At 67.0% G+C, this 20824-nt stretch carries 17 protein-coding genes; 7 read left to right on the plus strand and 10 right to left on the minus strand.

Going from position 1 to position 20824, the window contains the following annotated elements; genetic code table 11:
- Positions 1-58: 58 nt before the first annotated feature.
- Complete coding sequence (locus tag DNK89_RS01555; protein WP_110958626.1) at positions 59-1738, plus strand: DUF6351 family protein; 1680 nt, start codon at positions 59-61, stop codon at positions 1736-1738.
- Between the two features lie 79 nt (positions 1739-1817).
- Here the strand turns inward: DNK89_RS01555 and DNK89_RS01560 are convergent, their stop codons facing one another.
- The 3 genes from DNK89_RS01560 to DNK89_RS01570 all read right to left on the minus strand — a co-directional run bounded on the left by DNK89_RS01560 (position 1818) and on the right by DNK89_RS01570 (position 3472).
- Positions 1818-2333 carry a hypothetical protein gene (locus DNK89_RS01560; protein WP_110958627.1) on the minus strand — a complete coding sequence of 172 codons (516 nt, stop codon included), beginning with the start codon at positions 2331-2333 and terminating at the stop codon, positions 1818-1820.
- A gap of 96 nt (positions 2334-2429) precedes the next feature.
- A complete protein-coding gene (locus DNK89_RS01565; protein ID WP_015014032.1) occupies positions 2430-2681 on the minus strand; it encodes a GlsB/YeaQ/YmgE family stress response membrane protein in 252 nt (83 codons plus the stop codon).
- Between the two features lie 83 nt (positions 2682-2764).
- Positions 2765-3472 carry an adenylate/guanylate cyclase domain-containing protein gene (locus DNK89_RS01570; RefSeq protein WP_110958628.1) on the minus strand — a complete coding sequence of 236 codons (708 nt, stop codon included), beginning with the start codon at positions 3470-3472 and terminating at the stop codon, positions 2765-2767.
- A gap of 158 nt (positions 3473-3630) precedes the next feature.
- Between DNK89_RS01570 and DNK89_RS01575 the strand changes: the two genes are divergently transcribed.
- Positions 3631-4080: a hypothetical protein gene (locus tag DNK89_RS01575; RefSeq protein ID WP_238990656.1), complete on the plus strand. Its 450-nt coding sequence runs from the start codon at positions 3631-3633 to the stop codon at positions 4078-4080.
- Between the two features lie 44 nt (positions 4081-4124).
- On the opposite strand, the gene DNK89_RS01580 is transcribed toward DNK89_RS01575, so the two are convergent.
- Positions 4125-4712, minus strand: coding sequence for a C40 family peptidase (locus DNK89_RS01580; RefSeq protein ID WP_110958629.1), 588 nt, complete (start codon positions 4710-4712; stop codon positions 4125-4127).
- 196 nt (positions 4713-4908) lie between these two features.
- Between DNK89_RS01580 and DNK89_RS01585 the strand changes: the two genes are divergently transcribed.
- From DNK89_RS01585 to DNK89_RS01600, 4 genes are all read left to right on the plus strand, one after another.
- Entirely contained in the window at positions 4909-6081 is a 1173-nt protein-coding gene (locus tag DNK89_RS01585) for a PQQ-dependent sugar dehydrogenase (RefSeq protein ID WP_238990657.1), read from the plus strand.
- Between the two features lie 108 nt (positions 6082-6189).
- Complete coding sequence (locus DNK89_RS01590; RefSeq protein WP_370220769.1) at positions 6190-7815, plus strand: thymidine phosphorylase family protein; 1626 nt, start codon at positions 6190-6192, stop codon at positions 7813-7815.
- Positions 7816-7817: 2 nt separating this feature from the next.
- Positions 7818-8729, plus strand: a complete 912-nt coding sequence (locus DNK89_RS01595; RefSeq protein WP_110958631.1) for a ribose-phosphate diphosphokinase — start codon at positions 7818-7820, stop codon at positions 8727-8729.
- 99 nt (positions 8730-8828) lie between these two features.
- Entirely contained in the window at positions 8829-9431 is a 603-nt protein-coding gene (locus DNK89_RS01600; RefSeq protein ID WP_056062923.1) for an isochorismatase family protein, read from the plus strand.
- An 85-nt stretch (positions 9432-9516) separates the two neighbouring features.
- Here DNK89_RS01600 and chrA read toward each other — a convergent pair whose 3' ends face one another.
- The gene (gene chrA, locus DNK89_RS01605; protein ID WP_110958632.1) at positions 9517-10869 is read right to left on the minus strand and encodes a chromate efflux transporter; all 1353 of its coding nucleotides are present in this window, start codon (positions 10867-10869) and stop codon (positions 9517-9519) included.
- 185 nt (positions 10870-11054) lie between these two features.
- Between chrA and DNK89_RS01610 the strand changes: the two genes are divergently transcribed.
- Positions 11055-13040 (plus strand): propionate--CoA ligase, encoded by a 1986-nt coding sequence (locus DNK89_RS01610; protein ID WP_110958633.1) that lies wholly within the window; start codon positions 11055-11057, stop codon positions 13038-13040.
- A 51-nt stretch (positions 13041-13091) separates the two neighbouring features.
- On the opposite strand, the gene DNK89_RS01615 is transcribed toward DNK89_RS01610, so the two are convergent.
- From DNK89_RS01615 to DNK89_RS01635, 5 genes are all read right to left on the minus strand, one after another.
- A complete protein-coding gene (locus tag DNK89_RS01615) occupies positions 13092-13538 on the minus strand; it encodes a GNAT family N-acetyltransferase (RefSeq protein WP_110958634.1) in 447 nt (148 codons plus the stop codon).
- 97 nt (positions 13539-13635) lie between these two features.
- On the minus strand, positions 13636-17454 hold the full coding sequence (locus DNK89_RS01620) for an EAL domain-containing protein (RefSeq protein WP_110958635.1): 3819 nt from the start codon (positions 17452-17454) through the stop codon (positions 13636-13638).
- Positions 17455-17623: 169 nt separating this feature from the next.
- A complete protein-coding gene (locus DNK89_RS01625) occupies positions 17624-18550 on the minus strand; it encodes a DMT family transporter (protein ID WP_110958636.1) in 927 nt (308 codons plus the stop codon).
- On the minus strand, positions 18547-19098 hold the full coding sequence (locus DNK89_RS01630) for a methylated-DNA--[protein]-cysteine S-methyltransferase (protein ID WP_110958637.1): 552 nt from the start codon (positions 19096-19098) through the stop codon (positions 18547-18549). Before DNK89_RS01630 ends, DNK89_RS01625 begins: the two co-directional genes overlap by 4 nt.
- A 79-nt stretch (positions 19099-19177) precedes the next feature.
- Entirely contained in the window at positions 19178-20782 is a 1605-nt protein-coding gene (locus DNK89_RS01635) for a DNA-3-methyladenine glycosylase 2 family protein (RefSeq protein WP_110959147.1), read from the minus strand.
- Positions 20783-20824: the final 42 nt, after the last annotated feature.

Below are 20824 nucleotides of genomic sequence, written 5' to 3' on the forward strand. Positions count from 1 at the left end.
CGGGCATTCCTGCGCCGATGGTTCAACCCCACAAGACCGATTCACCGAGGAGACCACCATGCCATCCCTGTCATTGGACACCCCCATCGCGCAACGCGTTGCGCTGCCCGCCGCCATGCTGCTGCCGTTATTGCTCAGTGCCTGCGGCGGCGGCAACGCTGTACTGGTGACCGAGAGCGCCAACCCGGCCGCCGCTTGCGCCGCATTGAGCACCAACGCGCAGCTCAGCAACACCAACTTGTCCACCAGCTATGTGCCGCCGGGCACGCGCCGCCCCGGTGGCGCTGCCACGGGCGACTTTTTGCCCGGGCATTGTGTGGTCACGGGGGCCATCAACCCGCGTGTGGGTGTGGATGGCAAGAACTATGCGATCGGCTTTCAGTTGAGCCTGCCCGACCGCTGGAACGGACGCTTTCTGTTCATCGGCGGAGGCGGCAACGACGGCATCCTGCGCGACACCTCGCTCAGCTCTAGCATTTCGGGCGGCACACCGTCGCCGCTGGGGCAGGGCTTTGCGGTGGTGTCCACCGATGCAGGCCATACCGGCACCAGCGCCAGCTTTGGCGCCGACCCGCAGGCGCGCACCGACCATGCCTACAACTCTTACGACAAGACGGCCGTGGCCTCCAAGTCGCTCATCAGCACGCGCTACGGCCGCAAACCGGACTACTCCTACTTCTCGGGCTGCTCAGGCGGTGGGCGCCAGGGCATGATGTTCTCGCAGCGGTTCCCAGACTACTTTGACGGCATCACCGCCGGAGCGCCCGCCATGCGCGTGTCCAGCGGCGCCACCGTCGCCGCGATGTGGAACACCATCCAGTTCAACGCGATTGCACCGCAGGATGCCAGTGGCAACCGCATCCTCTCCAAGGCCTTCAGCAACAGCGACCTCAAACTGGTGGCCACTGCAGTCAATGCCACCTGCGACGCCGCCGACGGCGTGGTGGACGGCCTGGCCCAGAACGTCAACGCCTGCAAGGCGTTTGACCCCAGCGTGCTGCAATGCACGGGCGGCAAGACCGACAGCTGCCTGTCGTCCGCCCAGGTGGGTGCGCTCAAGAGCGTGTTCGCCGGGCCCCGCAACTCCGTCGGCAAGGCGCTGTATACAGGCCAGCCTTGGGATGCCGGACTGGCGGCTCCCGGTTGGCGGTCCTGGACGCTGGGTAACTCGACCACGGCCACCCCCGACGCACGCTACATCACACTGATGGTGGATGCCCTGGTCAACGAGTTCTTCACACCGCCGGATCTCTCGTTCAACCCGCTGGCCTTCAACTTTGATACCGACCCTGCACGCATGGCCGCGTACTCTGCCGTCTACGACACCTATGCCGACGACAAACTGGCGGCCTACAAGCAGCGCGGCGGCAAGCTGCTGTTCATCCACGGCATGTCTGACCCGATCTTCTCGGCGTTTGACACGGTGGACTACTACGAACGTCTGGCGGCCAACAACGGGGGTGTGGCGGCGACGCAGAGCTTTGCGCGGACCTTCCTGGTGCCCGGCATGAACCACTGCTCGGGCGGTCCGGCCACCGACAACTTTGACTCGATCCAGACCATGGTGGACTGGGTGGAGAAGGGCATCGCACCGCAAAGCATTGCGGCCAAGGCGCTGCCCACCAACACCGACTTCCCCAACCGCACGCGTCCGCTGTGCCCCTACCCGCAGTTTGCCAAGTACAAGGGCTCGGGCAGTGTGGAAGATGCCAGCAGCTTTGTCTGCTCGGCGAGTTGACGCGCAGCCGGTACGGCGTCGCTACGAAGAAAAAAGGGCCCCAGGGCCCTTTATTCTTGTTGCCATCGGGCTCGGGGAGTCAGTGTTTCACCGCAGAGGCTGACGCCGGCGGCGGCAAGCGCAGTTGGGCCTGCTGCACCACACGGATGCAGTCACGCAGATGCTGCTCGCCCAGGTAGCGCAGGGTGGCGTAGCCGATGGTGGCCGCCACCGCCTGGCCTGCCAGGGGCACGTATTTGGCGACCTGCTTGGTGCTGAGGCGCAGCCCTACGGTCTGGGTGGCCCGCAAGACCAGCTCGCGGGTGATCAGCTTGCCGATGAGCACCGACCCCACCAAGCCCACCGCCTTTTGCACTTGCTCCCGCTTTTTGGGGTCCAGCTGGTCGATCTGCTCGGCTGTGAGGCCGAACTCAGCGTTGATCTGGGGGATCAGGCGGGAGAGCAGGGCGGCATCCACCGCCCAGTCCAGCCCCGGCACAGGCACCACACTGGCGGCTGCTGCCACCACCGCGCGGCGGTGCAGCAGCTTGCGCGCGCGGCGCACGGCCGCAGCCAGTTCAGGGTCTCCGGCAGCCATTTGCAGTGAGGTGGGCATGGGTGGCAATTTGAAAGAAGGTGGGTGGACGAATGTGGGTGTCTAAGAACAGGTTCTAAGCGTAAATGTGGGCAGCTCAGCGCGTTTTATAAAGTCTCAAGACTTGCCCTTGACCAGGCCATACACCACCAGCAGGGCGACGGCTCCAAGCACCGAGGCAATCCAGCCAGCGCTGTCCCCTTGCGCATACCAACCCAGGGCCATACCGACGTAGCTGGCAAGAAAAGAGCCTGCAATACCCAGCAGCGCCGTCATGATCCAGCCCAGCTTGTCGTCCCCGGGTTTGACGGCCCGGGCGATCAGGCCCACCACCAAACCAATCAGCAACATCCCCAGCAATGACAGCATGTTTTTCCCCTTGATAGTTGGTTCAGACGATGGAGTCACTTTACAGATCGGGCAGTCCAAATGCTGTCGGACAATGCCCCCTGTCAGCGTCCCGCCGGCAGGGATGTGGTGGGAGATGCGGCCGCCGAGGGATGCAAGGGGCGGTCAAAAAGGCAGCGATCAAAGCGGTAAGCGTGCAATTCCATCCCCGATATCTGGTGGTCGGTGCGTGAGCACACGTAGCGCCCAGTGGGCAGGCTGGTCCAGGCCGCCTCGGTGAGCAGGATCTCGTTGGCCATGGCAATGTCTTCGCCCAGTTTGCAGGCGCAGTTCATTTCGGGACCAAACAGGTCTTCGCGTGCAATCACCAGAGTGGGGCCAAAGCCAATGCCTGCGCTCACGTTCAGCGCCCGCTCGGGGGGGAGTACGGTGTTCATGGCGCTCAGGGCGCGCAGGGTGTCCAGGGCGGCCTCGAGCGCTTGCTCGGGCGTGGCGAAGACTGCAAACAGGTTGTCGGCCTCCTGCTTGATGACCTCGCCGCCGTTGCCCTCGATGGCCGGCCGCGCCGCCTGCTCCATCTGGTGGATCATCGCCAGGAAATGGATGATGCCGTGGCTCTGGGTGATGCGTGAGAAGCCGCACATGTCCAGCACCAGAATGGCCACGCTGCGCACAAACGCCTGTTCAATCGCGGCATCAATAACGCCGGTGCCGCTGGCAGGCATCTGGTTGCGCTCAGACAGCAGGCGCCTTAGATAGCCCTTGTCATGTGCAGCCGCTGCGTCGGGTGGCAGTGCGGGAGAGTGGTTCATGGCAATGCTCTGTGGGTGGTGTCCGACATGGTAGCGCGGCCGGTACTGGCGCTGAGCAGGTCACGCACGGGACTACAGTGGGGCATGCAAAGGGTGGTGGGTGCATGTCGCAATTGCAACCGCCGCAGACTTCATCAAGACAGAAAGGTGTACCGACCATGCTCACTTCGTCCTCCACTCCCCTCATCTCTGGCTCCGTCGCATCGGCCGGGGCCCTGCGCCGGTCATGGAGCCGATGGGTGGCGCGTCCGGCAGCCGTATTGTTGTCGGCCCTGGCCTTGGGCGGTGCGCTGTCGTTACCGGCCGCTGCGCAGTCCCAAAGCGACGAGGCCTCGCTGGCGCGGGGTGCTGTGCCTGACACCACCCCACAGCAGCGTTACCAGTCTGCGATTCGCGAAGCGGGTGGCGGGCTCAAGGTGAGCCTGGAGGAGTGCCGTGCCATGCCGACGGCTGAACGCAAGGGGTGTGAATCCGAGGCCCGGGCGCGCTATCAGGCCGATATGGCAGCTGCCAAGGCACTGCTGCGGGGCGATCCGTCTGCTGGGCCCGTCAATGTGACGGGTGGCCCGATCCGCAGCACGGAGACGGTGTACGTGGTCAAGCCTTGATCCCCACGGCTTGCTAGTGGAGCTAGCCGGGAGCGTTTCAGGGGTTACTTCTGCGCTTGGGGTGCCTGAGCGCTCTCGACACCCTCGCCGGGGGTCACGCGGCGAGCACCGTTGAAGCGGCGCGCCCAGTAGGCGATGCTCATGTCCTCCACCCGGATCTCAGAGCCGCTGCGGGGCGAGTGGATGAACTTGCCGTCCCCCACGTAGATGCCCACGTGGCTGAAGTTGCGGCGCATGGTGTTGAAAAACACCAGATCGCCGGGTTGGAGTTCTTTCTTGTCGATGACCTGGGTGGCGGCCGCCTGCTGATCGGCACGGCGGGGCAACAGCAGGCCCACGGTCTGTTCGTAGATGGCGCGCACAAAGCCGCTGCAGTCAAAACCGGTTTCGGCACTGTTGCCGCCGCGCTTGTAGGGTACGCCCAAAAAGCCCATGGCGTTGACCACCAGGTCACCCGCGTGGCCTGCCACGGTCTGGGCTTTGTCTGCCACCTTGTGGCTCACGTCTTCAAGTCGGGTGAGAAGCCCTTTGTCCGCGAGCAAGCGGTCCATATCGTCAGAATTGGTGCCCTGGGGCGCAGCATGCGCTGCGCTGGCGCAGGCAAGGATGAGGGTGCATAACCATCTGGACATGGGGGCGAAGGGTAACACGATATGGTTATTTATAAAAAATAATCGTTTTTACAAGCTGTTGATTTCATTCAGATAAATCGGTGGTTCCAGCCTTTTCACAGGCACCTGCAGCTCGCAAGATGTGCGCCAGATGGGGGCTGTACCGCGCTGGTGCAGGACGTAAAGCATGGCCCGGGAATACAAGGAGGTTGAAGGCATGGGTTGGACACCAAATCGGCCGGTAGCGCTGGTACGCAAAGCCCAGATAGCTCTGTTTTTGATAGTGACGGGCGCGCAGACCGTCACCCATGCCCAAAATGCGCCCGCCCCTGTGCCATCGGTGTCGCTGGTGCCCGTTGCCACCGGTCTCGTGCATCCCTGGGCGGTGGCCTTTTTGCCCGGCGGGCAGTTTTTGGTGACTGAGCGCCCGGGACGCCTGCGCGTGGTCAGTGCCACGGGACAGGTGGGGCCTGCGCTGGCAGGGGCGCCGCCGGTGGCAGCGGGTGGGCAGGGCGGCCTGCTGGACGTGGTGGCCGACAACGACTTTGCCCGCACCCGCCGTATCTACTTCTGTTTTGCCGAGCCCGCCGTCGGTGGCACGGCGGGCAACAGCACGGCGGTGGCGCGCGCCACCCTGTCGGCAGATGCCAGCAGCCTGCAGGACGTGCGCATCATCTTCAGACAGCGGCCCAAGGTCGAGAGCGCGCTGCACTTTGGCTGCCGCATTGCCCAGGCCAGTGATGGCAACCTGTTTGTGGCGTTGGGCGAGCGCTACCACCGCAAGGACGACGCCCAAAAGCTCGACAACCACCATGGCAAGGTCATCCGCATCACCCCAGACGGGGCAGCGCCGCCCGACAACCCCTACGTGAAACAGCCCGGCGCGTTGCCCGAAATCTGGAGCTACGGCCACCGCAACCCCCAGGGCGCCACCATGGGCCCTGACGGCAAGCTGTGGATGCACGAACATGGCCCGCAGGGCGGCGACGAAATCAATCTGCCCCAGCCTGGGCGCAACTACGGCTGGCCGGTGATCACCTACGGTGAGAACTATGGCGGCGGCAAGATGGGCGAAGGCACAGCGCGCGCAGGCATGGAACAGCCGCTGCACCAGTGGACACCTTCCATCGCCCCCTCGGGCATGGCGTTCCTGACCAGCACGCGCTACGGCACGGCGTGGCAGGGCAGCCTGTTTGTCGGGTCGCTCAAGTTTGGCGCCCTGCACCGGCTGGAGTTGGCGGGTGGCAAGGTGCAGAAGGAAGAGCGGCTGTTGCAAGGCAATGGCGAGCGCATCCGTGACGTGCGCCAGGGTCCCGACGGCCTGCTGTACCTGCTGACCGACAGCCCGCAAGGGCGCTTGCTGCGGTTGCAGCCTGCTGCGGCGCCGTGACCGGTTTTGCTTGACGCACATCAAGCAAGCCCGGAGATGAGAGCCCGACCCCGCTCACCCGGGGTGATCCCGCAGCCGGGGAGTGCTTTTTCGGTATAGGCTGGTGCAATGCACGCTGAGACCACCCCCTCGTCCCCTTCCGCTCCCTCTGTCAACCCGGGCGTCGCCTCGGCCGACCCCGCAGGCACGCAGCCCCGCTCCCAGCTGGCCTTGCGCCGCGTGGCCATCGACACCTGGCGCGAGAACGTCGCCTACCTGCACCGCGACTGCGCCGTATATCGTGCCGAGGGCTTCCAGGCCCTGTCCAAGATCGAGGTGCGCGCCAACGGACGCCGCATTCTGGCCACGGTCAACGTGGTGGACGACCTCGCCATCGTGGGCTGCAATGAACTGGGCCTGTCGGAAGACGCGTTTGCCCAGCTGGGCGTGGACAACGGCCACACCGTGTCGGTGGCCCAGGCCGAGCCGCCCGAGTCCATGGGTGCGCTGTTCCGCAAGATCGCCAGCGAGCGCCTCACGCGCGAGGACTTTGGCGCCATCGTGCGCGACATTGCCGACCACCGGTATTCCAAGATCGAACTCACCGCCTTTGTGGTGGCGTGCCACCGCAGCGAGCTGGACCGGGAAGAGGTTTTCTTTTTGACCGACGCCATGGTGAACAGCGGACGGCGCCTGGACTGGCACGAACCGCTGGTGGTGGACAAGCACTGCATCGGTGGTATCCCTGGCAACCGCACCACCATGCTGGTCGTGCCCATCGTGGCGGCGCACGGCATGTTGTGCCCCAAGACCTCGTCGCGCGCCATCACCTCGCCCGCTGGCACGGCCGACACCATGGAGGTGCTGGCCAAGGTGGAGCTGCCGCTGGAGCAACTGGCCGACATCGTGCGCGACTACCGGGGCTGCCTGGCCTGGGGCGGCACCGCCAACCTGTCGCCCGCGGATGATGTGCTGATTTCGGTGGAGCGGCCACTCTCCATTGACTCGGCCGGGCAAATGGTGGCTTCCATCCTGTCCAAAAAGGTGGCGGCCGGTGCCACGCACCTGGTGCTGGACATTCCCATCGGCCCCACGGCCAAGGTGCGCTCCATGCCCGACGCACAGCGTCTGCGCCGCCTGTTTGAATATGTGGCGCGGCGCATGGGCCTGTCGCTGGACGTGGTCATCACCGATGGCCGCCAGCCCGTGGGCAACGGCGTGGGCCCGGTGCTGGAGGCGCGCGACGTGATGCGCGTGCTGCAGAACGACCCGCGCGCGCCCGACGACCTGCGGCAGAAGGCACTGCGCCTGGCCGGGCGACTGATCGAGTGCGACCCCGATGTGCGCGGCGGCGACGGCTATGCGATCGCGCGCGATATCCTCGACTCGGGCAGGGCGCTGGCGCGCATGAACGCCATCATCGCCGCCCAGGGCAGCACGGGGTTCGACCACAATCACCCGGCGCTGGGTGCGCTGACGCTGGACGTGGTGGCACCCGCCTGCGGGGTGGTGGCGGGCATCGACAACTACCAGATCGCCCGCGTGGCCCGCCTGGCCGGTGCGCCCAAGGTGCCGGGCGCCGGGGTGGACCTGATGCACAAGCTGGGCGACACCGTGGCCGCTGGCGAGCTGCTGTACCGCGTGCATGCCAGCTACCCGGCCGACCTGGAGTTTGCGCGCCACGCGTGCGAACGCGACAGCGGCTATCGGCTGGGCACGGCCGACGAGGTGCCGCGCGTGTTTGTGGAGTTCTGACCATGTCTGCGTCACAAGCCTCCTGTCTGCTGTACTTTGACGATGAAGAAGCGCCCGCCTTGCGCCTGAGGCAGGCTGCGGGCCTGCCCGCCCAGGCCATCGAGCGCCACCGCTTCCCCGATGGCGAGCTCAAGCTGCGCCTGCCAGTGGACGACACGGGCCGCCTGCCGCCCCGCGCCGTGCTGCTGCGCAGCCTGCACCAGCCCAATGAAAAACTGGTGGAACTGCTGCTGGCCGCCCGTACCGCCCGCAGCCTGGGTGTGCAGCGCCTCACATTGGTAGCGCCGTACCTGGCGTATATGCGGCAGGACATCGCCTTCCAACCCGGCGAGGCCGTGAGCCAGCAGGTGGTGGGCGGGTTTCTGGCCGGGCTGTTCGACGCCGTCATCACCGTGGACCCGCACCTGCACCGCATCGACCGGCTGGAGCAGGCCATCCCTGTGCCGCAGGCCGTGGTGCTCAGCGGCGCCGAGCCGCTGGCCGACCTGATCGCTGAGCGCCGTCCGAATGCGCTGCTGGTGGGGCCCGACAGCGAATCCGCCCAGTGGATCGCCCAGGCCGCCGCCCGCCACGGCTTTGACCATGCCGTGTGCACCAAGGTGCGCCATGGCGACCGCAATGTCGCTATAGAGTTGCCCGCCCTCAACGCCCAAGGCCGGGCCGTGTTGCTGCTGGACGACATGGCCAGCACCGGCCGCACGCTGGCGCTGGCCGCCCGGCTGCTGCTGCAGGCGGGCGCCGCCTCGGTGGATGTGGCCGTGACGCATGCGTTGTTTGCGGGCGATGCGCTGCAGGCGCTTCGCGACGCCGGGGTGGGGGAGGTCTGGAGCACGGACTGCATTCCGCACCCGAGCAACGCGGTGGCGATGGCCGGACCGCTGGCGGGGGCACTGCGGTCGGTCCTGGCTGTGTAACCGGCGCCGCCGGGCACCGCCGGGCTGCGACAATGCGCCATTCCCCTGCGCCCCGTCCCGGCCAGCGCATTCCAGAACACGCACACGATCGAACACACCATGCTGCTTGACGCCACCGAATCCCAACTCGTCCTGGTCGATTACCAGGAGCGCCTGATGCCCGCCATCCACGAAGGCCCCGCCGTGCTGGCCAACGCCCGCCGCCTGGCCGAGATCGCCCGCATGCTGGACGTGCCCGTGTGGGGCACCGAGCAAAACCCCTCGCGCCTGGGAGCCAACGACGCCGCACTGCGCGCCCTGTGCCAGAAGACCCTGGCCAAGATGCACTTCAGTGCCGCCGAAGAAGGCCTGGGCGAATGGCTGCGCCCACCGGCCAAGCCCCAGGGCGGCAACGCACGCAGCCTGCCCAAACACTTGCAAAAGCCCGCACCGCTGGCGGCAGAGCGCGGCACCATCGTGATTGCCGGGTGCGAGGCCCATGTCTGCCTGCTGCAGACCGCGCTGGACCTGATCGACGACGAGTTTGAAGTGTGGGTGGTGACCGACGCCTGCGGCTCGCGCACCGAACGCAACCGCGACGCCGCCTTCGACCGCCTGGCCGGCGCAGGCGCTGAGCTGGTGACCACCGAGATGGTGGCGTTTGAATGGCTCGGCAGCTGCGAGCACCCGGCGTTCAAGGACGTGCTGGGGCTGATCAAATAATCAGTTTTGAGCCAAATTGGCTGCTAGCGCTTGATATTCAAGCGCTGGCAGCTATCAAAATCATAGTGATTGGAGTGAGTTTCGGTCAGGCGAAGTAGGGCACGGCCACTTTGACCAGCAACCCCACCACCGCACAGCCGCCCAGCAGCGGCATGACGCCCAGCTTGAAGCGGAAAAGCGCCACCAGCGCCCCCACGGCGATGACGGCCGATACGGCGTCAAAGCGGCCGCCAAAGCCCTGCGGCCACAGCAGGTGGTAGGCAAAAAACAGCGCCAGGTTCAGGATCACGCCCACCACAGCAGCCGTGATGGCCGACAGCGGCGCGGTGAATCCCAGCTTGCCGTGCGTGGCCTCCACCAGCGGGCCGCCCGCCAGGATAAAGATGAACGAGGGCAAAAAGGTCACAAAGGTCACGACCGCGGCCGCCGCCACGGCGCCTGCAAAGAGGGCGTCCGGCCCCCACACCTGCTGCAGCCAGCCGCCCACAAAACCCACAAACGCCACCACCATGATCAGCGGGCCGGGCGTGGTCTCGCCCAGGGCCAGACCATCGATCATTTGCGGGCCGCTGAGCCACTGGTAGTGCTCCACCGCGCCCTGATACACATAGGGCAACACAGCATAGGCGCCGCCAAAAGTGAGCATGGCCGCCTTGGTGAAGAACCAGCCCATCTGCGTGAGCGTGCCTTGCCAGCCCTGCGTAGCCACCAGCAGGCCCATGGCCGCCAGCCACAGCCCCAGCCCCGCCAACAATACCTTGACCAGGTGGACGCGGGAGAAGCGCGCATGGGTGGGCGTTGGCGTGTCGTCATCGATCAGGGCCGGGCCATAGCCCTGGTGGGCGTTGGCATGGCCGCCCCCCAGCGCAAACACGGCGGGCCAGCGCTGCGCGCCAAAGTAGCCGATCAGCCCGGCCGCCAGCACGATGGCCGGGAAGGGCGTGTCGAACGCAAAGATGGCCACAAACGACGCGGCAGCAATGCCCCACATCCAGCCGTTCTTGAGCGCGCGGGTGCCGATGCGGTGCGCCGCATGCAGCACCAGCGCCGTCACGGCGGGCTTGATGCCGTAGAAGATGCCCGCCACCACGGGCACATCCCCAAAGCGCAGATACACCCACGACAGCCCGATCAGGATGAACAACGAGGGCAGCACAAACAGCGCCCCTGCCACGATGCCGCCCCAGGTGCGGTGCATGAGCCAGCCGATGTAGGTGGCCAGCTGCTGCGCCTCGGGGCCGGGCAGCAGCATGCAGTAGTTGAGGGCGTGCAAGAAGCGGTTTTCGCTGATCCAGCGGCGCCGCTCCACCAGCTCGGCGTGCATGATGGCGATCTGGCCAGCCGGCCCGCCAAAGCTGATGAACCCGAGCTTGAGCCAGAACCAAAAGGCTTCGCGGAAAGGGACGGAGGTGGGGGCAGGGGACTGCGCTGTTTGCATGGCCCCGGAGTGTGACAGGCCGATGTGACGCTTGCCGACATATCCGTATTCCAACGGCACTTGGAACCCTGTGGGCAGAGAACAGGGTCCGCCACGTCAGTTTGCCGCAAGCCCGTCATGAATAATTATGAATTCAAAACCTGCTGTCCTGGCAGGGCGAGAGAGATGCCGAGGAGACACCCACAATGACCGCACACAGCACCTACGCCGACTTCTACCGCCAGTCCATCGACCACCGCGACACCTTCTGGAGCGAGCAGGCGAAGCTGATCGACTGGAAGACGCCGCCCCAGCAGGTGTGCGACTACAGCAACCCGCCGTTTGCCAAATGGTTTGTGGGCGGCACCACCAACCTGTGCCACAACGCGGTCGACCGGCACCTGCCCACGCGCGCCAGCCAGGCGGCGCTGGTGGCCATCTCGACCGAAACCGACACCGAGCGCAGCTACAGCTTTGCCGAACTGCACGCCGAGGTGCAGCGCATGGCGGCCGTGCTGCTGTCGCTGGGCGTGAAGAAGGGCGACCGCGTGCTCATCTACATGCCCATGATTGCCGAGGCCGCGTTTGCCATGCTGGCCTGCGTGCGCATTGGCGCGCTGCATTCGGTGGTGTTTGGCGGCTTCGCCTCGGGCTCGCTGGCCTCGCGCATCGAAGACGCCGAGCCAGTGGCCGTGGTCAGCGCCGATGCCGGGTCGCGCGGCGGCAAGGTGGTGCCCTACAAGCCGCTGCTGGACGAGGCCATTGCGCTGTCCAAACACAAGCCCGCGGCGGTGCTGATGGTGAACCGAGGCCTGGCGCCCATGCACCTGCAGGCGGGCCGCGACCATGAATGGGCGCCGCTGCGCGAGCAGCACCTGCACACCGTGGTGCCCTGCGAATGGGTCGAATCCACCCACCCCAGCTACACGCTGTACACCAGCGGCACCACCGGCAAGCCCAAGGGCGTGCAGCGCGACACGGGCGGCTACACCGTGGCGCTGGCGGCGAGCATGAAGCACATCTTTGATGCCAAGGCGGGCGATGAGGTTTTCACCGCCGGGCCGCCCCAAGGTGAAAACGCGGCCCCCTTGGGGGGCAGCGACCCGCGCGAGCGGCGGAGCGTGGGGGTCTTTTTCGCCACCAGCGACATCGGCTGGGTGGTGGGCCACAGCTACATTGTTTACGGCCCGCTGATCGCGGGCATGACCACCATCATGTACGAAGGCCTGCCCACGCGGCCCGACGCGGGCGTGTGGTGGAGCATTGTCGAGAAGTACCAAGTCACGCACATGTTCTCGGCCCCCACGGCGGTGCGGGTGCTGAAAAAGCAGGACCCAGCCTACCTCGCCAAATACAACGTCAAAAGCCTCAAGGCCCTGTGGCTGGCGGGCGAGCCGCTGGACGAGCCCACTGCCCAGTGGATCAGCGACGCGCTGCAGGTGCCCATCATCGACAACTACTGGCAGACCGAAACCGGCTGGCCCATTCTGACCCTGGCCAATGGCGTGGAAAAACAAACCACACGTTTCGGCAGCCCGGGCAAGGCCATGTACGGCTACGGCGTGAAGCTGATCGATGAGGCCACGGGTGAGGAACTGACAGGCCCCAACCAGAAAGGCGTGGTCGCCATCGAAGGCCCGCTGCCTCCCGGCTGCATGCAGACCGTGTGGCGCGACGACGCGCGCTTTGTGAACACGTACTGGAAGAGCATTCCCGGCCGGCTGATCTACAGCACGTTCGACTGGGGCATCCGCGATGCGGACGGCTACCACTTCATCCTGGGCCGCACTGACGACGTGATCAACGTGGCCGGCCACCGCCTGGGCACGCGCGAGATCGAGGAGAGCATTGCCTCCCACCCCAATATCGCCGAAGTGGCGGTGGTGGGCGTGGCCGACAGCCTCAAGGGCCAGGTGGCCATGGCGTTTGCCGTGGTGCGCGACGCCTCGGGCCTGACCGATGACGCCGCACGCCTCAAGCTCGAAGGCGAGGTGATGAAGCAGGTGGATCACCAGCTGGGCGCCGTGGCGCGACCGTCGCGCGTGTACTTCGTGACCGTGCTGCCCAAGACCCGCAGCGGCAAGCTGCTGCGCCGCGCCCTGCAGGCCGTGGCCGAGCGGCGCGACCCGGGCGACCTGACGACGATGGAAGACCCGGCTGCGCTGCAACAGGTGAAGGACCTGGTGGGCTGATTTCAACTCACCGCCGACCAGCAGGGCGGGCGCCGTGCTGGTCCTACCGAGTCACTGCGGTGGCTTGGCCACAAACGCCTGTTTGCCGTGCCGGTCAAACCCCGCTTGCTCGTAAAAATGCAGGGTGTGTTCGTCCTTGCGGCCCGTCATCAGCATGACCTTGTAGCAGCGCTCCCGCCAGGCATGTGCCAGGGTGTGCTGCAGCAGCGCGTGCCCCCAGCCCTGATTGCGATGGGCCGAGTGCGTCACCACGTTCTCGATGACGCCATAGGGGCGGCAGGCGCGCGTGAGGTTGGGGATGACGGTCAGCGTGCAGGACGAAACCAACTGGCCTTGATCCCACCCTCCAAAGTACCGAATGCGTGGGTTGGCGAGCGCCTCAGTCCATACGGCTTGCACCTCGGGTCCAGAGGGCAGCGGGTCGTCATGCTCGTGCAGGTGGGTGTACAGGCCAAGCAGAGGGGCAAGGTCTTCGGCGCGGAGTTCGCGGATGTTCAAGGCCAGCCTCCAGGGGACGAAGAGAATGCTTGGTTACTACCAAAATCATAGCTTCCGGCGCATATGGCACTAGCGCTTGGCAACGATTTCAGTGTTTTCAAATGGGCCGGTTGCGCTGCCACCCTGCAGGGGGCTGCCAATGGGGTGTCCAGCCGATGAAGTCCTCCAGCGGCATGGGCCGGGCGATGCAGTAGCCCTGCGCCTGCAAACAGCCCAGCTGCAGCAGCATCTGCCCCTGTTCGACGGTTTCCACCCCCTCGGCAATCACCCGGTAGCCGAACGAGCGGGCCAGGCCGATCACGCCCTGAACGATGGCCAGGTCGCCGGGGTCACCCATCATGCCGTGCACAAAGCTCTGGTCGATCTTGAGCGTGTCCATGGGCAGGCGGCGCAGGTAGGTCAGCGACGAGTAGCCGGTGCCAAAGTCGTCCAGTGCCACCGTCACGCCCATGGCGCGCAGGGCGTTCAGGGTGTCGGCCACGGCGCTCAGGTCGTACAGGGCGGCGCTTTCGGTGATCTCGATCTCGACCAGGTGCGCGGGCACGCGGGGGTGCCGCGCCAGGCAACCGGCCACCCAGTCGGCAAAGCCTGGCTGCTGCAGGTGCTGGGCGGCAATGTTGATGCTCAGCGGCATGGGCATGCCCCGATCCTGCAACTGCTCCAGCACCGTGAGTGCCGCCTCAGCCACCCATTCGCCAAAGCCGATCTCCAGATCGGTGCCCTCCAGCAGCGGCAAGAATTCGCCCGGTGGCACCAGGCCCCGCTCGGGGTGTAGCCAGCGCGAGAGCACTTCGGCGCCTACCACTGTGCCGCTGCGCATGTCCACCTTGGGTTGCAGGTACAGGGTGAACTGGGCTTGCGCCAGCGCCTCGCGCAGGTAGTGCCCCTGGGCGCGCAGCAGTTGCACGGCGCGCTCCTGGGCGGCGTCGAACTGGTGAAAACGGTTGCGCCCGGCCTGCTTCGCGGCATACATGGCCTGGTCGGCATGGCGCAGCAGGGTGTCGGCGTCGGCGTCGTCCTGCGGGAAGATGGTGTAGCCAATGCTGGCCGTGACGACCACGCGCTCGGTGTCCAGCGTGTAAGGGGCCGAGACGCTTTCCATCACGCGGCCCAGAATGCGCTCGCAGTCGGCCACCGACTCCAGCCCGGGCATCAGGATCACGAACTCGTCGCCCCCCAGCCGGGCCACCGTGTCCACCGGCTGCAGTGCGCGCGTGAGCCGGCCGCCCACCACCACCAGCAGGCGGTCGCCCGCGCCGTGGCCCAGGCGGTCGTTCACGGGCTTGAAACCGTCCAGGTCCAGGTAGGCCACGCCCAGCTGCTTGCCGGTGTCACGGGCCTGGGCCATGCATTCCTGCAGCTTGCGCGCCAGCAGCACGCGGTTGGGCAGGCCGGTGAGGGCGTCGTACAGCGCCAGGCGCTGCAGCATGACCTCTTGCTCGCGCTGTGGGGTCACGTCGATGGCCACACCCAGCATGCGGGCTGGCCGGCCTTGCTCGTCAAAGCCGACGATCTTGCCCAGGTTGCGCACCCAGCGCACCGGTTCGCTCGGCTGGTTCAGCCGCCAGGTGGCGTCGAACGGTGTGCCCAGGTGGGCGGTGTGGCGCGACAGCTCGGCGGTGATGCGGTCGATGTCGTCCGGGGCGATGGCCGTGGTCCATTGCACGGCCGCCGTGGTGTCGCCGGTCGCCGCCAGCCCGCGCATGGCGCGCCAGCGGCGGTCGCCTGTGACCAGGCCGGTCTGCAGGTCCCAGTCCCACAGGCCCAGCGAAGCGGCGGAGATGGTGAGCGACAGCAGGGCCTCGCGTTCACGCACCTGTACCTCGTTGCGCTTGCGGTCGGTGATGTCGTGCACCGAGAACAGCCAGCAGGGCTCGCCGTCGAACTCGGTGGCACGCATCGATTGCAGCACCGTGCGTCGGGGGCCATTGCGCACGTTCAGCGTCACTTCGTAGTCGCTGAGGTGGCCGGTCTGGCTGACCTGCTCCATCAGGCGTTGGCGGTCTTCGGCCGTGAAGATGCCCAGCTCCACGGCGGTGCGGCCAATGGCTTGCTCGCGGGGAATGCCCAGCATGTCGACCCAGGCGGGGTTGATGTCCACATAGCGGCCGTCGCTGCGGTGCGACAGGCCCATGGGGTAGGGCATGAGGTGGAAGATGCGGGAGAAGCGCTCCTCGGACTGGCGCAGGCGCTGGTCGGCGCGCTTGGCCTCGTCGATGTCCTGCATCACGCCGCGCACCTTGACCACGCGGCCGTTCTCGATTACCGGTTCGCCGCTTGCGCGCACCCACAGCAGATGGCCGTCGGCGTGATAGACCTCCATCTCCATGCTCCACTCGGTGCGCGAACGGATGCTCTGGCGGAATTTTTCGCGCAGCGCCTCGCGGTACTGCGGGGCCACATGGCGGTCGATGTAGTCGCTGGGCGGCGGCTGGTTGGGGGACAGGCCGTGGATGTCAAAACACACGTCCGACCAGTACACCAGTCCGCGCCCGCGCTCGTCCTCCCACGCGCCCAGCCGGGCCAGGCGGCCGGCTTGCTGCAACTGGTGGTACAGCGCCCGAAGTTCGTCGCTGGTGCGTTGGGCTTCGGTCATGTCGTGGAAAACGAAAACAAAGCAGTTTTCGCCATTCACAAGCACAGAGCGTGCCGACATCAGGCCCGGCACCTGCACCCCTTTGCTTTGCGCGACCAGGGGCAACCGGTCCACCTTGCCCTCGCGCTGGTAGGTCTCCAGCAGCCGCTTGCGCTCGTGCTCGTTGGCCCAGATCTGCAGCTCTGACGAGGTGCGGCCCAGAACCTCCTCGCGCCTGAAGCCCAGCAGCTCGCAGAACGCCGGGTTCACGTCGATGTAGCGCCCGTCGGCAATGCGGGTGATGCCTGCCGGGTCGGGCAGCGTTTGGTAGAAGGTAGTGTATTTGGCCTCGGCAGATTGCAGCGCCTCCTCGGCCTCCCGGTGGGCGGTGATGTCCACGTCCATGCCGATCAGGCTGGCCGGGCGGCCCTGGGCGTCGCGCTTGGCAACGGTGCCGCGCGACATCAGCCAGCGCCAACGGCCCTGGGTGTCCATCACGCGGAACTCGGCCTCGTAGCTTTCCTCCAGCCCGTCCATGGCGCGCGCCAGCTTGGCGGCATTGCGTTCGGCGTCCAGCGGGTGTCGCCGGGCGTACCAGCGTTGCCAGAGGTCGGGCGACTGCATGTCGGCACTGGTGATGCCATAGGCCTCGTAAAACCGGCCGTCACACGAAAACTGGCGCTCCACCACATCCCACTGCCAGCGGCCGCCCCCCAGGGCGTCCAGCGCCAGGCGCAGCTGGTGCTCTTGCTGGCCCAGCGTCTGCTGGATCTCGCTGCGCGCCAGCTCGGCGCGGGAGCGGGCGGCGATCACCAGCCAGCCAATCCCCAGCATCAACACCCCGGCGCCGTGGTGCCAGTGCAGGTTGCTGGTGCCTTCGGGGGCCGTGCCGGTGGCCGTGGTGAACAGCGACACCACCAGCGGCAGCGTGAGGGTCAGGCCCGCCAGCGGTGCCCAGTCGGGCCAGGCCCAGCGCCTGCCCAGGCTGCGCCAACCCCAGCCAGTGGCCAGTGCGCCCCCCAGAACGGAGGTGGCGGGCCAGGCGGCCGAAGTGTCGGTCCAGAGGGCGGCCTGCAAGGCCAGCAGGGCGGTGATGGCCGCCGCCGGCACGCCAAAGAACAGCGCCATGAACGCCGTGGCAGTGGGGTAGGCCACGATGTGCAGCTCTGGCGCGTTCCAGCGCAGGGCCTCAAAGGCGGCGATGGAGACCAGCCCACCCGCCACTCCGAGCAGGATCAGCGTGCGCCGGGAAGGGTGCAGCGACTCTTGTGGTGACAGCCAGACCGGCACCAGCAGCAGCAGCATGAGGGCCGTGCCTGCCAGCAGCGTGTTGTTACCCATGGCGTTTTCCTTGGGAGGCCTGGTGCCGCGAACACGCCTTGAAGGGGGCTGCAGGGGCGCTAACGACGGGCGGGCGACCCTGCGGGAGGAGCGGGGGCATTTCGCGACCCGTGTCGCATGGGGCTTTCCTCAGAAAGCGTGCACCCGATAAAAAAACCATGTGTCAAGTTTAGGCCTGTTCTGAGGCGGCCCGGGCGGGACGCAGTGTCCTGATAAGTCCGGTTGACAACAAGGTGCCACACACGATCACCAGCGCGCAGCCCACCATCCATGGCGTGATGCTCTCGCCCAGGAACAGCGTGCCATACAGCACGGCAAACACGGGGGTGATGAACGTGACGGCCAGCGCCCGGCTGGGGCCAGCGTGCTCGATCAGGCGGAAGTACAGGATGTAGGCAATGCCGGTGCACAGCACGGCAATGGCCAGAATGGCCGCCCAGGCGCGTACACCGGGCATCTGCGCCGGCCACAGCCACAGCGTGGGCAAGGCCAGGCCCAGCGCGGCGCCCAGCTGGCTGCCGGCTGCCGTGGCCAGCGGCGGCAGGCCCGACAGGTGGCGCCGTGCAAAACTGGCCGACACGCCATAGAACGCCGACGCCAGCAGGCAGGCCGCAATCGCCCAGTGGGCATCGTCGGTCTTGAACCCGGTGCCGGCAGGTGCGCGCCAGGCCAGCAGGGCCACGCCCACAAAACCCAGGGCCAGCCCCACCCAGCGCAGGCGGTTGATGCGGTCGCCCAGCCACACCCAGGCGATCAGCGCACCAAACAGCGGCACCGTGGCGTTGAGGATCGAGGTCAGGCCCGTGGCGATGTGCAGCACCGCCCAGGAAAACAGCGAGAACGGAATCGCCGAATTGATGACCCCCGCAAACAGGATGGGCCGCCAGTGCTGGCGCAGCGCAGGCCAGTGGCCCTGGCGCAGCATGATGGGCCACAGGAACACCGTGGCCAGCGCCACCCGCAGGCCAGCGGTGGGCAGGGGGCCAAAGTCCGACGCGCCCAGGCGCATGAACAGGAACGACGCGCCCCACAGTGCGGCCAGCAGGATGAATTCACCGATCCAGGTGGAGACGGGCCGGGTGGCGGGGCTATTCATGCAGTGGCTTTCATGGGAGGGGCGGCAGCGGCAAAAAGGGGTGCATTCTCCAGTGTCAGCAAAGCCCTCTTGCGATCGAGGCCGCCCGCGTAGCCTGTCAGGCTGCCATCGGCCCCCAGCACGCGGTGGCAGGGCACCACCACGCTCAGCGGGTTGCGGCCTACCGCCGCGCCCACGGCCCGCACGGCGCTGGGGTTGCCCAGTTGGCGGCCCAGCGCGCCGTAGCTGGTGGTCTGGCCCCGGCCAATCTGCAGCAGCGCGCGCCACACGGATTGCTGGAATGCCGTGCCGCCCGACAGATCCAGCGGCAGGTCGAAGTGCTGGCGCTCTCCGGCCAGGTACTGCTGCAGCTGGTGCGCGGCCTCTTGCAGCACGGGGTGATTGCCTAGCACCAAAGCCCAGGCGCTAGGGCCGTGCAGTTGGGCGGTGGGCTCGTGGCGCTGGCCTTCAAACCATACGCCCGACAAGCCGGTGGGGGAGGCGGCCAGCCGCACGGGCCCTAGCTGGGTGTCGGCCCGTGCCTGCACGGTGAGGGGGTGAAACTGCATGTTGAGAAGTCGCTAGAGAGTGATGAGTGCGTTTTGGGGCGAAATCGGCACCATGCGCTAGTGCCTATTGCCTGAGGTGCTATGGTTTTAATAGTTTCTGGGCGTCTGCAGGTGCAGGCGTGCCGGCACCGCTGCTGCCGGCGGCCCAGGCGCGCAGCACCGCATAGCTGCGCCAGGGGCGCCAGGCTTGCGAGGCTTCTTGCGCCGCGCGTGCCGGGTTTTTGTGCTGCTGCACCCCCAGCGCTTTGTGCAGCGCCACGTCACCGGCCGGAAAGGCGTCGGGCCAGCGCAGCACCCGCATGGCGATGTACTGCGCCGTCCAGTCGCCAATGCCGGGCAGGGCGCACAGGGCAGCAGTAGTGCTGGGCACGTCGGCGCCCGCATGCAGGGCCAGGGCGCCGCTGTCCACCGCGCGGGCCAGCGCCACAATGGCCGCCTGCCGTTGGCGCACGATGCCCAGCTGGCCCAGCGTGTCGCCATCGGCGCGGGCCAGGGTGGCTGCGGTGGGAAACAGCCGGTGCAGTTCAGGCCAGGGCGTGGCGATGGGCTCGCCCAGCCGCTCCACCAGCCGCTGGCCCAGCGTGCGCGCGGCTGCCACGGTGATCTGCTGGCCCAGCACAGCGCGCACGGCCAGTTCAAAGCCGTCAAACGCGCCGGGCACGCGCAGGCCGTCGCCGTCCGGGAAGTACGGGTGCAGCACGGCGTTGATGGCCGCCGGGTCGGCGTCCAGGTCCAGCATGGCACGCACGCGGCGGATGACGAGCGGCAGCACGGGGTACAGGCTGTCGCTGGTTTGCAGCAGCACCTGGTGGCGCGCCAGGTCAAAGCGGGCGCTGAACCAGCCGGTGGTTTCCGTAGGGAGGCCTGCGCTGCCCGATGCCGGATGCTGCAGGCGCACTGTGCGGCGCAAGGTGGCCTCCTGGGGCAGCACCCATTCCACCCCGTGGAACTGGCGCCGCTCAAAAAACGCCAGCAGCGCTGCCACATCGAACGGTGGCCGCCACGCCAGGCGCAGCGTGCTGCTGGCTCCAGGTCCGTCTGCGCGGACGGGCGCCGCTCCACGGCGGCGCAGTTGTGTGGGGTTGAGGCCATAGTGGCCCACAAAGGCTGCATTGAACCGCCGCACGCTGGCAAACCCACTGGCCAGTGCCACCTGCGTCACGGGCATCGCGGTGTCGGTGAGCAGCTGCTTGGCCGTGAGTAGTCGCCGCGTCTGCAGGTATTGCAGTGGCGATACGCCCAGGGCGGCTTCAAAAATGCGGCGCAGGTGCCGGTCGCTCACGCCCAGCCGCTCGGCCAGGCGGGCCACGGTGGCGCTGCCCTCGCCGGGGGCGGCCGGTGTGGGCCAGAGGTCGGGGGCATCCAGCAGGCGCACGGCCTGCTGCACCAGGATGCCGCTGGCGTCTTGCACCGACCACGCCATCGCCTGGGGGGCCAGCTCGGGCCGGCAGCGCAGGCAGGGGCGAAACCCGGCGCTTTCGGCCTGCGCTGCCAGCGCAAAAAACTGGCAGTTCTCGCGTCGGGGCGTGCGCACGGCGCAAACCGGGCGGCAATAGATGCCGGTGGAGGTCACGCCGGTGAAAAAATGCCCGTCAAACCGCGCATCGCGCGCCTGCAGCGCCAGGTAGCGGCCTTCGTCGGCCGCCGGGTCGGCGGTGGGATTGGAGGGCAGGGTGGGGGTCATGGGCCAGATCATAGGAGCCTGGTGCCAGGCCACTGGCCGTTT

It is taken from the genome of Acidovorax sp. ST3, from assembly GCF_003231145.1.
Lineage (GTDB): Bacteria > Pseudomonadota > Gammaproteobacteria > Burkholderiales > Burkholderiaceae_C > Acidovorax.

Excerpts from the sequence above, each read along its gene's own strand:
- DNK89_RS01590 (WP_370220769.1), top strand. The coding sequence starts at position 6,190 with ATGCACGCTGAGACCACCCCCTCGTCCCCTTCCGCTCCCTCTGTCAAC.
- DNK89_RS01600 (WP_056062923.1), top strand. The coding sequence starts at position 8,829 with ATGCTGCTTGACGCCACCGAATCCCAACTCGTCCTGGTCGATTACCAG.
- DNK89_RS01620 (WP_110958635.1), bottom strand. The coding sequence starts at position 17,454 with ATGGGTAACAACACGCTGCTGGCAGGCACGGCCCTCATGCTGCTGCTG.
- DNK89_RS01560 (WP_110958627.1), bottom strand. The coding sequence starts at position 2,333 with ATGCCCACCTCACTGCAAATGGCTGCCGGAGACCCTGAACTGGCTGCG.
- DNK89_RS01625 (WP_110958636.1), bottom strand. The coding sequence starts at position 18,550 with ATGAATAGCCCCGCCACCCGGCCCGTCTCCACCTGGATCGGTGAATTC.
- DNK89_RS01580 (WP_110958629.1), bottom strand. The coding sequence starts at position 4,712 with ATGTCCAGATGGTTATGCACCCTCATCCTTGCCTGCGCCAGCGCAGCG.
- DNK89_RS01635 (WP_110959147.1), bottom strand. The coding sequence starts at position 20,782 with ATGACCCCCACCCTGCCCTCCAATCCCACCGCCGACCCGGCGGCCGAC.
- DNK89_RS01575 (WP_238990656.1), top strand. The coding sequence starts at position 3,631 with ATGCTCACTTCGTCCTCCACTCCCCTCATCTCTGGCTCCGTCGCATCG.
- DNK89_RS01610 (WP_110958633.1), top strand. The coding sequence starts at position 11,055 with ATGACCGCACACAGCACCTACGCCGACTTCTACCGCCAGTCCATCGAC.
- DNK89_RS01565 (WP_015014032.1), bottom strand. The coding sequence starts at position 2,681 with ATGCTGTCATTGCTGGGGATGTTGCTGATTGGTTTGGTGGTGGGCCTG.
- DNK89_RS01630 (WP_110958637.1), bottom strand. The coding sequence starts at position 19,098 with ATGCAGTTTCACCCCCTCACCGTGCAGGCACGGGCCGACACCCAGCTA.
- DNK89_RS01555 (WP_110958626.1), top strand. The coding sequence starts at position 59 with ATGCCATCCCTGTCATTGGACACCCCCATCGCGCAACGCGTTGCGCTG.
- DNK89_RS01585 (WP_238990657.1), top strand. The coding sequence starts at position 4,909 with ATGGGTTGGACACCAAATCGGCCGGTAGCGCTGGTACGCAAAGCCCAG.
- DNK89_RS01570 (WP_110958628.1), bottom strand. The coding sequence starts at position 3,472 with ATGAACCACTCTCCCGCACTGCCACCCGACGCAGCGGCTGCACATGAC.
- chrA (WP_110958632.1), bottom strand. The coding sequence starts at position 10,869 with ATGCAAACAGCGCAGTCCCCTGCCCCCACCTCCGTCCCTTTCCGCGAA.
- DNK89_RS01595 (WP_110958631.1), top strand. The coding sequence starts at position 7,818 with ATGTCTGCGTCACAAGCCTCCTGTCTGCTGTACTTTGACGATGAAGAA.